This is a genomic window from Halomonas sp. SS10-MC5 (assembly GCF_015992245.1).
Taxonomy (GTDB): domain Bacteria; phylum Pseudomonadota; class Gammaproteobacteria; order Pseudomonadales; family Halomonadaceae; genus Halomonas; species Halomonas sulfidoxydans.
Genome location: NZ_CP065435.1, coordinates 4,175,184 through 4,188,377, shown reverse-complemented (window position 1 = coordinate 4,188,377; position 13,194 = coordinate 4,175,184). Strand labels below are relative to the sequence as shown.

Here is a 13,194-nt window from a genome sequence, read left to right as displayed (position 1 = left end):
TGCGTTTTGTCAGGGGGAAAAGGGGCGGTATAGGTGGCTCTCGCGCGCGTCAACCCCTAAAATGGTCGCCGAGTCAAAAACGACCCATACATGTGAATAGAGACAAGTTGAAGGAAGTCGCCGTGAATCCGGTCAAGAAAACGTTTCAGTACGGTCGCAGCACCGTCACCCTGGAAACCGGGCGGATCGCCCGTCAGGCCACTGGGGCCGTCATGGTCACCATGGACGACACGGTGGTGCTGTGCACCGTGGTGGCCCGCAAGGACACCAAGCCCGGGCAGGATTTCTTCCCGCTCTCCGTGCACTACCAGGAGAAGACCTACGCGGTCGGCAAGATCCCCGGCGGCTTCTTCAAGCGCGAGGGGCGCCCCACCGAGAAGGAGACCCTCACCTCGCGGCTGATCGACCGCCCGATCCGCCCGCTGTTCCCCAAGGGGTTCATGAACGAGGTGCAGGTCATCTGCACGGTGCTCTCCACCGACCGCAACCATGACCCGGACATCGCCGCCATGCTCGGCACTTCCGCGGCGCTGGCGATCTCCGGCGTGCCCTTCAACGGCCCCATCGGTGCCGCTCGCGTCGGTTTCGACGAAGAGAAAGGCTACTTCCTCAACCCCACCGTGGAGGAGCTGGCAAGCTCCGAGCTGGACATGGTCGTCGCCGGCACCGAGAAGGCCGTGCTGATGGTCGAGTCCGAGGCCGATGAGCTGCTCGAGGACGAGATGCTGGGTGCCGTGCTCTACGGCCACCAGGAGATGCAGACGGCCATTCGCGCCATCAACGAGCTGGTCGCCGAAGCCGGCAAGCCCAAGTGGGAGTGGCAGCCGCCCGCCGAGAATACCGCTCTCAAGCAGGCCGTTGCCGCGGCCTTCGAGGCCAAGGTCGGCGAAGCCTACCGCATCACCGACAAGATGGCGCGCCAGGATGCGCTCGCCGCGCTCAAGGAGCAGGCGGTGGAGCAGCTGGCCGGCGAGGAAGAGGGGCAGTTCGACGCCGACGAGGTGAAGGGCGCCTTCGCCAGCCTCGAGAAGCGCGTGGTGCGCTCGCGTGTGATCAAGGGCGAGCCGCGCATCGACGGCCGTGACCAGAAGACCGTGCGGCCGCTGGCCATCGAGGTGGGCAGCCTGCCCAAGACCCACGGCTCGGCAATCTTCACCCGCGGCGAGACCCAGGCGATCGTCATCGCCACCCTGGGGACCCTGCGCGACGCCCAGCTGATCGAATCGCTGGAAGGCGAGCGCAAGGATCGCTTCCTGCTGCACTACAACTTCCCGCCCTACAGCGTGGGCGAGGCCGGCTTCATGGGCGGCCCCAAGCGCCGCGAGATCGGCCACGGCCGCCTGGCACGGCGCGGCGTGCAGGCGATGCTGCCCGACGAGGCGGACTTCCCCTACACCATCCGCGTGGTCTCCGAGATCACCGAGTCCAACGGCTCGAGCTCCATGGCCTCGGTGTGCGGTGCCTCGCTGGCGCTGATGGACGCCGGCGTGCCGATGAAGGCGCCGGTGGCGGGGATCGCCATGGGCCTGGTGAAGGATGAGAACGGCTTCGCCGTGCTCACCGACATCCTCGGCGACGAGGACCACCTCGGCGACATGGACTTCAAGGTGGCAGGCTCCTCCGCCGGCGTCACCGCCCTGCAGATGGACATCAAGATCGAGGGCATCAACGAGGAGATCATGGAGATCGCCCTGCAGCAGGCCCACGAGGCCCGCCTGCACATCCTCGAGCAGATGAACGCGGTGATCGCCCAGAGCCGCTCCGAAGTGTCCGAGAACGCGCCCTCGATGGCCACCATCAAGATCGACCCGGAGAAGATCCGCGACGTCATCGGCAAGGGTGGCGCCACCATCCGCAAGATCTGCGAGGACACCGGCGCCTCCATCGACCTCGACGACGACGGCACCGTGCGCATCTACGCCGAAGACAAGGCGGCGGCCAAGAAGGCCATCGACATCGTGCTGTCGATCACCGCCGAGGCCGAGATCGGCAAGCTCTACAAGGGCAAGGTGGTGCGCATCGCCGACTTCGGCGCCTTCGTCAACATCATGCCGGGGACCGACGGCCTGGTGCACATCTCGCAGATCGTGCCCGAGCGGGTCAACGACGTGCGCGACTTCCTCAACGAGGGTGACGAGGTGGTGGTCAAGGTGCTCGACATCGACAACCGCAACCGCGTGAAGCTCACCATCAAGGAGATCACGCCGGAAGAGAAGGCCGCCTTCGAAGCCGGCGAGGCCGAGACCGCGCTGTAAGCGCCACTCGACCCCGCAAAGCGAACCGCCCCCATGGCCTGGCCATGGGGGCGGTTTTTTTTACGCGCCGCGGCTGATCCGGGAACAGGGCCGAAGTGTCGGACCATCGAGGGGGCGCGGTAAACCCTTCCCTGGGCGCTACCGACGCCATCCCTGGCGTAGGGCCCCTCTACGGCCTGTTCGCGGCGCCGCTCTGCTTATCGTTCAATGGCGAGGGCGACACCCTGGCCGCCGCCGATACACAGCGTGGCCAGGCCCTTCTTGGCGTCGCGGGCGATCATCTCGTGCAGCAGGGTCACCAGCACGCGGCAGCCGGAGGCGCCGATGGGGTGGCCGAGCGCGATGGCGCCGCCGTTGACGTTGACCTTGGAAGTGTCCCAGCCGAGCTCCTTGTTGACCGACAGCGCCTGGGCGGCGAAGGCTTCGTTGGCCTCGACCAGGTCGAGATCGTCCAGGCTCCAGCCGGCCTTCTCCAGGCAGCGGCGGGTGGCCGGTGCCGGGCCGATGCCCATGATCGACGGGTCGACGCCGGCGTTCGAGTAGCCGGCGATGCGCGCCAGCGGCTCGAGGCCGAGTTCACGGGCCTTGTCGGCGGAGCAGATCATCACCACGGCGGCGCCGTCGTTGAGCGAGGAGGCGTTGCCGGCGGTGACGGTGCCGTCCTTCTTGAACGCGGGGCGCATGCCGGCGAGCTTGTCGGCGGTGACCTCGCGCGGGTTCTCGTCGGTGTCGAAGACCACCGGGTCGCCCTTGCGCTGGGGGATCTCCACCGGCACGATCTGGCCCTTGAAGCGTCCTTCCCTGATGGCGGCGGCGGCCTTCTGCTGGGAGGCGGCGGCGAACTCGTCCATGGCTTCGCGGGTGATGCCGTACTTCTCGGCCAGGTTCTCGGCGGTAATGCCCATGTGGTAGTTGTTGAAGGCGTCCCACAGGCCGTCGTGGACCATGGTGTCGATGGCCTTCCAGTCGCCCATGCGCTGGCCGTTGCGCGAGTTGGGCAGCACGTGGGGCGAGGCGGACATGTTCTCCTGGCCGCCGGCGAGGATCAGTTCGGCGTCGCCGCAGCGGATCGCCTGGGTCGCCAGGTGCAGCGCCTTGAGGCCGGAACCGCACACCTTGTTGATGGTCATGGCGGGAACGGCGGCGGCCAGGCCGGCCTTGATGGCGGCCTGGCGTGCCGGGTTCTGGCCGACGCCGGCGGTAAGTACCTGGCCCAGCAGCACCTCGTCAACCTGGTCGGCGGCCACGCCGGTGGAGGCCAGGATGTCCTTGATCACCAGGGCGCCGAGATCACTGGCGGGAATACCGGCCAGTGAGCCACCAAAGGCGCCGATGGCGGTACGGCGGGCGGCAACGATCACCACGTCTTGCATTGGAATTCTCCTGAGTCGTTCACGGTCGCTGAGAGCTCAGCATAGGCGACTATTGTGCGCTGCGGCAATGCCTCATGCCGAGATAGCCCAGTCGCGCCGTCAGGCCGTCAGGCGAACTGGACGGGAATGGCGTTGCTGGTGTGGCTGACGACATTGCCTTCCTGCAGGTAGACGAGACGCGGCTGGTGATTCTCCAGTTCGGCCTCGCTGTAGTGAGCATAGCTGCAAATGATCACGCGGTCGCCGGGGCCGGCCAGGTGGGCGGCGGCGCCGTTGATCGAGATGACCCGCGAGCCCTCCTCGGCGCGAATGGCATAGGTGGTGAAGCGCTGGCCGTTGGCGACGTTGTAGATCTGGATCTGCTCGTTCTCGCGGATGCCGGACATGTCCAGCAGTTCGCCGTCGATGGCGCAGGAGCCTTCGTAGTCGAGCACGGCATGGGTGACGCGGGCCATGTGCAGCTTGGCCTTGAGCATGACGGTGAACATGCGGGCTTCTTCCTCCGGGTGTATCGCGCCGCCTCAGCGCGGCAGGGTCAGGGTCAGGTTGTCGATCAGGCGAGTCGTGCCCAGGCGGGCCGCGGTGAGCAGCACGGCTTCGCGGGTGGTGGCGCTCACCGGCCCCAGGTCGGCGGCACGCAGCTCCAGGTAGTCGGGCACGAAGCCGGCCTCGCGCAGCCGGGTCAGGCCGGCCGCGAGGGTCGCATCGACGGGCTCGCCGGCCTCGAGTTTCTCGCGCAGCATGGCCAGGGTGCGCTGGAGCTCGGGTGCTGTGGCGCGTTCGGCTTCGTCGAGATAGCCGTTGCGCGATGACAGCGCCAGGCCGTCGTCGGCGCGCTCGATCGGCACGCCGACGATCTCGATGGGGAAGTGCAGGTCGTCGACCAGCTTGCGAATCACCGCCAGCTGCTGGTAGTCCTTCTCGCCGAAGCAGGCCACGTCGGGCTGAACCAGGTTGAACAGGATGCTGACCACGGTGGAGACGCCATCGAAATGGCCGGGCCGCGAGCCGCCGCACAGCCCCTCGCTGACGCCAGGGACGCAGACGCGGGTCTGGTCGTTCAGCCCGCGGGGGTAGAGCGTGGCGACGGACGGTGTGAACAGCAGGTCGCAGCCGGCCGCCTCGAGCTTGGCCTGGTCGTCGGCCAGGGTGCGCGGATAGGCGTCGAGATCTTCGTTCGGGCCGAACTGCAGCGGATTGACGAAAACGGTGGCCACGACCACATCGGCACGGCGCCGGGCCGCGGCCACCAGCGCCAGGTGTCCCTCGTGCAGATTGCCCATGGTCGGCACCAGGCCGATGCGCTGGCCGCGGCGACGGCATTCACCGAGCACCTCGCGCAGCGCAGGAATGTCTTGAAGGGTACGCATCAGCGGGCCTCCTGGATGCAACGATCGGAGCTAGAAGCTGTGTTCCTCGGCGGGGAAGCGGCGCGCCTTGACGTCCTCATGATAGCGACGGAAGGCACCGGGGATGTCGTCGGCTTCGGCCAGGAAGTTCTTGACGAAGCGTGGCGTGCGGCCGTGGGTGACGCCGAGCACGTCGTGCATGACAAGAATCTGGCCGTCGGTGCCGGGGCCGGCGCCGATGCCGATCACCGGCACCTCGAGGGCCTCGGTGATGGCGCGACCGAGGCTGGCCGGCACGCACTCGAGCAGGATGACCGAGGCGCCGGCCTCGACCAGGGTACGGGCATCCTCGAGAATCTGGGCAGCACGCTCGGCATCGCGCCCCTGGACCTTGTAGCCGCCGAGCTGGTAGACCGTCTGTGGCGTCAGACCCAGGTGGGCACACACCGGCACGCCGCGGCGGGTCATCTCGCGAACCCCGTCGGCCATCCAGGCCTCGCCCTCGACCTTGACGATCTCGGCGCCGGCGCGCATCAGTGCCCCGGCATCGCTCAGCAGGCGTTCGGTGCTGGCATTGCTCATGAACGGCAGGTCCGCCATCAGCAGGCTCGCCCCCTTGGCACGCGCGGCGCAGCGCGTGTGATAACAGATGTCATCGAGGGTCACCGGCAGGGTGCTGGCGTGGCCCTGCAGCACCATGCCCAGCGAATCGCCGACCAGCAGCACCTCGATGCCCGCTTCGGCGGCGGTGCGCGCGAAGGTCGCGTCGTAGGCGGTCAGGCAGCTGAAGGTTTCACCTGCGCGCTTGTAGGCCTGCAGCGTGCTTAGCGTGACGGTTTTCATGGCGTGCTCTCGTTATGTTTCGGGGCGCCTGGCTGGGAGCGGTGTGCCAAGGCTGCGCCTGATTGTTACCAGAATGCGGCGGTCGTGTCGACCGGTAACACCTGACGCCTCAGTTCGCGTTGTCAGGTAACACTTCGACTTCGCCAGCCGTGGCAAGCGTTTCCGCCAGCGCCGCAATGCGATGCCCGTCCGGAAGCTGCAGGTGCGGCGCCAGCTCCAGGAGCGGCAGCAGGACGAAGGCACGGGAGGTCATTTCACGATGCGGCACTTGCAACCGCGGCAGCGCCAGGGTCTCGTCTCCGTACAGTAGCAGGTCGAGGTCGAGGGTGCGGGGCCCCCAGCGGCGCTCGCGGATGCGGCGGTGGCGCTGCTCCAGCGCCTGCAGCTGGTCGAGCAGGGCGAGAGGCGAGAGTCGCGTGTGCAGGTGAGCGACGGCGTTGACGAAATCCGGCTGGTCCTGAGGGCCGACCGGGCGGCTGGCGTAAAGCCGTGATGCCGCCACACGCCGAGTCAGCGGCAGGGAGTCGAGCTCGTCGAGCGCGCGGCGGACCTGATCGATGGGGTCGTCGAGGTTGCTGCCCAGCCCGACGTACACCTCGGTGTGGGGCGTCATGAGCTGCCGGGTGAGCTGCGCCGGCGACGTTTGCGTGGGCGCCGGCGGCGGGGGCCGTCGCTACCGGGGCCGGCGTTGGCACCGGCTTTTTCCAGCAGGCGGCGCTGCTCGTGCTCGTCGCCCTCCTGGTAGGCCGTCCACCACTCGCCGAGACCGGGCTCGATCTCGCCGGCCGCTTCTCGCAGCAGCAGGAAGTCGTAGGCGGCACGGAAGCGCGGATGCTCGCGGGTCTGCAGGGCGCGCTTGCCGCGTCGCTGGGGCAGGCGCTGCTGGAGGTCCCAGATGTCGCGCATCGGCAGGCTGAAGCGCTTGGGTACCGAGATGTGCCTCAACTGGCGCGACAGGACCTGCTGGGAGGCGAGCTGCAGCGCGGGAATGGGCGGCATGCCCTCGGCTTCCAGCGCGTTCTGGCGACGCTGTACGGGGCCCCACAGCAGGGCCGCGAAGAGAAACGCCGGGGTCACCGGTTTCTCCTCGTGGATTCGCCTGTCGGTGCTGGCCAGGGCCTGCTCGATCAGCGGCTCCGCCCACGGCAGCTCGGCCATGGCCTCGTCGGTCTCGGGGAAGAGCATGGCGAACAGGCCGTAGTGGCGCAGCAGCTGGAAGGTTTCCACGCCGTGGCCGGCCATGAACAGCTTGAGCACTTCGTCGAACAGTCGGGCGGGCGGGATCTGCAGCAGCAGCGGCGCGAGCTCGGCGATAGGGGCTTCAGAATCCGGCGCGAGATGAAAATCGAGCTTGGCCGCGAAGCGCACCGCGCGCAGCATCCGCACCGGATCCTCGCGATAGCGCACTGCCGGGTCGCCGATCAGTCGCAGGGTGCGCGACTCGATGTCGCGCATGCCGTCGGCAAAATCGTGGATGGAGAAGTCCGCGATGCTGTAGTAGATCGCGTTGACGGTGAAGTCGCGGCGTATGGCATCTTCCTGAATGTTGCCCCAGACGTTGTCGCGCAGCAGCAGACCATGCTCCGACTGCTGGGCGATGTGGTCGCCATGGTCGTCGCCGTGGGTGCCGCGGAAGGTGGTGACCTCGATCACCTCGCGGCCAAAGCGCACGTGCACGATGCGGAAACGCCGGCCGATGATGCGCGAGTTGCGAAACAGCTCGCGCACCTGTTCCGGCGTGGCATCGGTGGCGACGTCGAAGTCCTTGGGCATCTTGCCGAGCAGCGAGTCGCGGATGCAGCCGCCGACCAGATAGGCCTCGAACCCGGCGTTGTGCAGGCGGTAGAGCACCTTCAACGCCGCCTCGCTGAAGTGCTGGCGCGAGATGGGATGCTGGTCGCGGGGAACGATTCGAGGGCCTGCCTGCCCCCCGGAAGCGTCCTGGGGGCCGAAGAGGGTCCTGAAGTGTGTGCCAGGGCTCTGCAGAAAGCGGGTAAATCCTTTGAACATGCGGCGATTTCGACTCGCAGTGTGCGAAAGCTGTAGAGTGTAGCCGACCGCCGACACCTTGCAAAGCGGCGGAGGCATTCACCGCAAGGGCTCGCAGGAGAGCGCAAAGCAAAAGAGGAGGCCGTTGGGCCTCCTCTGACAAGCTAAACGGTGCTGCGTCCTTGCGGCTGTTTCTTCTTCGTGATGGCGCATCGCCTTGAATACGCACCACAGTCACCAAGAGTCACAGGCAAACAGTGTTGTTGTGATTGTTGACGTTCCTGGTTGCGACCGCCTCGTATTCAAAACAATAATCCAACCACGACGGCACAGGAGGTATGCCTGCCTTCGGCTTGTTGGCGTTATTGCCGAAGGTGCGCTTTTGCGGCCATTGTTCTTGTTGTGGGCCGGGGTTGGCGCGTCGCGTCCTGATGGATCCGGTGCTTCGCTCGGGTCTTGTTGTTGTTGAACTGAACGAATAGAGCGAAGGGCGGCTCTCTCCGGGGCATCTTGTTGTTGTTGCCCCTGGCCGCATCCTCTTCACAGCCTGCCATTGTTGTTGTTGGCGCAGGCCCTGCCTTCCCAGATGCCCTGTTATTGTTGTTGGCTCGGGTGGCAGCCGGATGTTGTTTTTCTTGCCCTGAATGTTGCACGGCACATGCCAAGGTGGTTTTTAGTCCACACAAAACAAGCGATTATGAATCGACCCTTGGCGAGTCTCCGTCCGGCGCGGTAGATGTGTTACCGCTGTTGCGCCATGTCGGGGCACACTCTGGGTGGGAAGGTAACACCTGGTGCAGGCGAGTCCGATCGGACATGAAAAAGCGCCTGCGGCGTGCCGGCCGAGGCGCTTGGACATTAGTCGAAGAGAGCGGAGGGGGGCGTCAGGCGTTGCTGCGTCGGGCCTGTTTCTTGCGCGGGATGCCCAGACGCTGACGGCGTTCCCACAGGCACTTGCGGCTGATTCCCAGTTTCTGGGCGAGCTCCGTTTCGCTCATGTGGTCCTGATGCTCCAGCACGAAGTGCTGGAAGTAGTCCTCGAGCGAGAGATCCTCCTCGTCGTCACCCTCCTCGTCCCTCGCCTGGTCGGCGGGCATCGGCCTGGGCTCGATGACGCTGCGCAGCTGCGTGACCGGGCTCGGGTTCAGCCCCAGGTCGTCGGGATGGATCAGGTGGCCTTCGGCGAGGATGACGCCCCGCTCGAGTGCGTTCTCCAATTCCCGCACGTTGCCGGGCCAGGGGTAGTCGCGAATTTCGCGGCGCGCCGCGCGGGACAGGCGCAACCCGTCACGCCGGTGGCGCCGACACGCCTTCTCCAGCAGCACCTCGGCGATCAGCAGGATGTCGTCCTCGCGCTCGCGCAGCGGCGGCAGGTCGATCTGCATCACGTTGAGCCGGTAGTAGAGGTCGAGACGAAATTCGCCGGTCTTGGACAGAGCGCGAAGGTCGCGGTGGGTGGCGGCGATCAGGCGCACGTCGACATGGCGGGTCTCGACCGAGCCGATGCGGCGAATCTCGCCCTCCTGCAGCACGCGTAGCAGGCGCGCCTGGGCGTCCAGCGGCAGTTCGCCGATCTCGTCGAGGAATAGGGTGCCGCCGTCGGCGGCTTCCACCAGGCCGGTGCGGGCGGCGCTGGCACCGGTGAAGGCGCCCTTCTCGTGGCCGAACAGCTCCGACTCGATCAAAGTCTCGGGGATGGCGGCGCAGTTGACGCAGATGAGCGGCGCATGGATGCGCTGGCTCTGCTGGTGGATGGCGCGTGCCACCAGCTCCTTGCCGGTGCCCGATTCACCCTGGATCAGCACGGTGACGTCGGCCGGCGCCGTCTTGCGGATGCGCGTATAGACCGCCTGCATCGCCGGGCATTCGCCGATCATCTGCTGACGCGAGCCGCCGGCATCGGTGACATCGGGTGGCGGGGCGCGGTGCGCCGACTGCTGGTGCAGCACGCGGGCCACGGTCTCCAGCAGTTCGTCATGGTCGAAGGGCTTGGCCACGTAGTCCACCGCCCCCTGCTTGAGCGACTCCACCGCCGAGCGCATGCTGGCGTAGCTGGTCATGATCAGCACCGGCACCGGCGCGGCCTGCTCGATCAGGTCGGTGCCGGGCTCGCCGGGCAGGCGCAGGTCGCTGATCACCAGGTCGAAGCCGCGCGGCTCCAGGGCCAGCGCCTCGTCCACGCAGCCGGCCTCGCTGACTTCATAGCCGTGGCGCTCCAGCAGCCGGCGCAGTGCGGTGCGGATGATGGCTTCGTCTTCAACGATCAGAATCCGGCTCATCGGTATCTTCACCATCCTCTCGTTCGGTGGGCAGCCACAGGCAGATGCGGGTGCCACGCTCCTGCCCTGGGGGCGGTGACTCGATCTCGATCCTGCCATGATGCTCGGCCACGATGCTGTAGACCAGCGGCAGGCCGAGCCCCGTGCCTTCGCCCGGCGGCTTGGTGGTGGTGAAGGGCTCGAAGAGGTGCTCGCGCACCCGGTCGTCGAGCCCATGCCCCTCGTCGGTGACGGTGACCTTCAGCATGCCGCCTTCCGGCTCGGCATCGACCACCACCTCGCCTTCCGGCTCGCTGGCGTCACGCGCGTTGCTCAGCAGGTTGATCATGACCTGCTGCAGCCGCTGGGCGTCGCCGAGCACCCTGAGTTCGGCAGGACAGAGATTGCGGTAACGAACATCCTCTCCCGAGCGTGCCAGCTGGATCAAGTGCAGGGCCTCGTCGGTGATCGCGGCGATGGAGACCGGGGCCAGGCTGGTGCCCTTGACGTGGCGCCCGCCGTGGGCGAAGCCGACCAGCGAACCGACGATGCGCGAGATGCGATCGGTGAGCTGCTGGATCTGGCGCGCGGTTTCCAGCACCTCGGGGTCGTCGGTGTCGTAGCGCAGGTTCTGCGCCAGGGACGAGATGCCGGTCACCGGGTTGCCGATCTCGTGGGCCACGCCGGCCGCCAGCTGGCCGATCGAGGCCAGTCGTGCGGCATGCACCAGTTCGTCCTCGAGCCACTTCATCTCGCTATGGTCCTCGATCAGGATCACGGTGCCGCCGCGCACGTCGTCGTCGGCCTGCAGCTCGGCGCGATGCAGCGTCAGGTAGCGCGTTCCGTCCTTGAGTTCGACCGGCTGCTTGTAGAGATGATCGTGGGGTTCGCCCAGGGCGCGGCCGAGCAGCTCTCCCCAGGGGGGCGGCAGGCCGTCGCGTCGCGCCCCCACCACGCTTGCGCCGTCGATGCCGGACAGCTCCGCCAAGGCATCGTTCCACATCAGCAACTCGTCATCGACACCGAAGGCGCACAGCCCCACCGGCAGCCGGGCGAGGATGCGGCGGTGGTAGCGGCGCAGACCGTCGAGCTCGCGTGCCAGGCCGGTGAGCCGGGAGCGGTAGGCCTCGAGCCGGCTCTCGACGAAGTGGATGTCGTCGGTAGGCTCCTGGCTGCTGCGTCGGTAGGGCAGGTAGCGGTCGACGATGTCCTGCGCCACCGAGGGGCCCATCAACCCCGAGAGGTTGGCCTGAATACGGTCGCGCAGCCGGCGCAGGGCATAGGGGCGGCCGTCGAGCGGCGACATGCCGAGGTCGGTGAGGGCGCGCTCCACTTCGCGCTGGGCGACGTCCTCGCCCAGCGCCTGGGCCAGCGGCTGCTTGAACTCCTCGCCGGTGGTGGCGATCAGCGGCAGCCGCTTGGGGCGGATCACGGCATCCACCGAACACGCCTCGGCGGCGGCGCGTTCACCCTCGGAGGTGGGCGTGGCCAGCGAGACGACGATGAAGACGAGGATGTTGAGCGCCAGCGAGACCAGGGTAACCACGTACCACTCGGGCTCGCCGATGAGCAGCTCCAGGCCCGGCGGAATCAGCAGCAGGGTGGGCAGGCCCGTGAGCAGCGGCAGCCACAGCCCGGCGAGCCAGACCAGCACGCCGACGATCAGGCCCGAGACCATGCCCTTGCGGTTGGCGCCCGGCCAGTAGAGCAGCGCCAGCAGCCCGGGCAGGCACTGGGCCATGCCGACGAAGGCCGCAAGCCCCAGGGTGGTCAGGTCGTGGTGGACCCCTACCATGCGATAGAACAGCCAGCCGCTGAGAATGACCCCGGCCATCAGCCCTCGACGCAGCCAGCGCAGCCAGCGGTAGAGGTTGGGCTGGGCCTCGGGCGGGTGGGCGACCAGCAGCACGTGGTTGAGGATCATGCCCGACAGCGCCATGGCGATGATCACCAGGGTGCCGCTGGTGGCGGCGAGGCCGGCGAGGAAGGCCAGCGCCTGGACCCAGAGCGCGTCGGACAGGCCGAACGCCAGGTAGGCGGCGCTCATCGCTTCATGGCTGCCCAGCCGCTGCCCGGCCCACAGCACCAGCGGCACTGGGATCGCCATCAGCAGCAGGAACAGCGGCAGCGACCAGCTTGCCTGCAGCAGGGTATGACGTGACAGGGTCTCGGCGAAGGTGATGTGGAAGATATGGGGCATCAGCAGCGCCGTGGCGAAGAACAGCAGCAGCAGCGTGCGCCAGTGGGCGGCGTCCGGCTGCACCACGCTGGCCTGGAAGGCCTGTCCGGGCCCATCCAGCCAGGTCTGCAGGCCGGCGGGGCCGTCGAAGACCACCAGCAGGGCAAAGGCGCCCAGGGCCAGCATGGCGACGAGCTTGACCACCGAGGTGAGCGCGATCACGGCGAGCAGGGTGTCGTGGCGGGCCGCTCCGTTGCCGTGTCGTGTGCCGAAGATCATCGCGAACAGCGCGATCAGTGCGCACAGGGCCAGGGCAAGCAGGGCCGGCGAGGCGGCGCCGGTCATCCGCTGGATGGCGTCGCCCAGGGTCTGGACCTGCAGCGCCAGCAGCGGGAGTACCGCCAGCAGGCTGACCACCGTGATCAGGGTGCCGACCCAGCGCGAGCGGAAGCGGAAGGCGAACAGGTCGGCCAGCGAGGCGAGCTGGTGGGTCCGCGCCATGCGCTGGATCGGCACCAGCAGCACCGGCGCCAGCAGGAAGGCGCCCGCCGCGCCCAGGTAGTAGGCCAGATAGCCATAACCCGAGCTGGCCGCCAGCTCCAGGCTGCCATAGACCGCCCAGGCACTGGCGTAGACGCCGAGCGCCAGGGTATAGACGGCGGGATGACGGGTCACCCTGCGGCTGAGCCAGCCGCGCTCCACCGCCAGGGCACAGAGGAACATCAGCAGCAGGTAGCCGATGCCCAGGAACAAGACGCTGGCCAGGCTAGCGCTCATCGAGCTTCCTCTTCTGCTCCAGCCACAGCGTCAAGGCGATCAGCACGCCCCAGATGGCGAAGGGGCGGTACCAGGCGACGCCGGGGCTCGACCAGCCGCTCATCAGCAGCGGCGACAGCAGGTAGCCGCCGAAGACCAGGAACAGCATGATGCGGTAGACGTACATGAGCG

General features: G+C 67.4%; 10 protein-coding genes. 1 reads left to right on the top strand and 9 read right to left on the bottom strand.

Annotation, left to right across the window (positions count from 1 at the left end):
- Window positions 1-122: 122 nt before the first annotated feature.
- Window positions 123-2,255, top strand: coding sequence for a polyribonucleotide nucleotidyltransferase (pnp, locus tag I4484_RS19590; protein WP_197448832.1), 2,133 nt, complete (start codon window positions 123-125; stop codon window positions 2,253-2,255).
- Between the two features lie 197 nt (window positions 2,256-2,452).
- On the opposite strand, the gene I4484_RS19585 is transcribed toward pnp, so the two are convergent.
- From I4484_RS19585 to I4484_RS19545, 9 genes are all read right to left on the bottom strand, one after another.
- Entirely contained in the window at window positions 2,453-3,628 is a 1,176-nt protein-coding gene (locus tag I4484_RS19585; protein ID WP_197448831.1) for an acetyl-CoA C-acetyltransferase, read from the bottom strand.
- A gap of 107 nt (window positions 3,629-3,735) precedes the next feature.
- Entirely contained in the window at window positions 3,736-4,116 is a 381-nt protein-coding gene (panD, locus tag I4484_RS19580) for an aspartate 1-decarboxylase (protein WP_197448830.1), read from the bottom strand.
- Between the two features lie 33 nt (window positions 4,117-4,149).
- The gene (gene panC / locus I4484_RS19575; RefSeq protein ID WP_197448829.1) at window positions 4,150-4,998 is read right to left on the bottom strand and encodes a pantoate--beta-alanine ligase; all 849 of its coding nucleotides are present in this window, start codon (window positions 4,996-4,998) and stop codon (window positions 4,150-4,152) included.
- 30 nt (window positions 4,999-5,028) lie between these two features.
- Complete coding sequence (panB, locus tag I4484_RS19570) at window positions 5,029-5,820, bottom strand: 3-methyl-2-oxobutanoate hydroxymethyltransferase (protein WP_197448828.1); 792 nt, start codon at window positions 5,818-5,820, stop codon at window positions 5,029-5,031.
- A 109-nt stretch (window positions 5,821-5,929) separates the two neighbouring features.
- Window positions 5,930-6,433: a 2-amino-4-hydroxy-6-hydroxymethyldihydropteridine diphosphokinase gene (gene folK / locus I4484_RS19565; RefSeq protein ID WP_197448827.1), complete on the bottom strand. Its 504-nt coding sequence runs from the start codon at window positions 6,431-6,433 to the stop codon at window positions 5,930-5,932.
- Entirely contained in the window at window positions 6,430-7,830 is a 1,401-nt protein-coding gene (gene pcnB, locus I4484_RS19560) for a polynucleotide adenylyltransferase PcnB (protein ID WP_197448826.1), read from the bottom strand. The genes folK and pcnB overlap by 4 nt, the downstream gene beginning before the upstream one ends.
- Window positions 7,831-8,693: 863 nt before the next feature.
- The gene (locus tag I4484_RS19555; RefSeq protein ID WP_197448825.1) at window positions 8,694-10,088 is read right to left on the bottom strand and encodes a sigma-54 dependent transcriptional regulator; all 1,395 of its coding nucleotides are present in this window, start codon (window positions 10,086-10,088) and stop codon (window positions 8,694-8,696) included.
- The gene (locus I4484_RS19550) at window positions 10,066-13,023 is read right to left on the bottom strand and encodes an ATP-binding protein (protein WP_197448824.1); all 2,958 of its coding nucleotides are present in this window, start codon (window positions 13,021-13,023) and stop codon (window positions 10,066-10,068) included. The genes I4484_RS19555 and I4484_RS19550 overlap by 23 nt, the downstream gene beginning before the upstream one ends.
- The gene (locus tag I4484_RS19545) at window positions 13,013-13,189 is read right to left on the bottom strand and encodes a hypothetical protein (protein WP_197448823.1); all 177 of its coding nucleotides are present in this window, start codon (window positions 13,187-13,189) and stop codon (window positions 13,013-13,015) included. The genes I4484_RS19550 and I4484_RS19545 overlap by 11 nt, the downstream gene beginning before the upstream one ends.
- Between the last annotated feature and the right edge of the window lie 5 nt (window positions 13,190-13,194).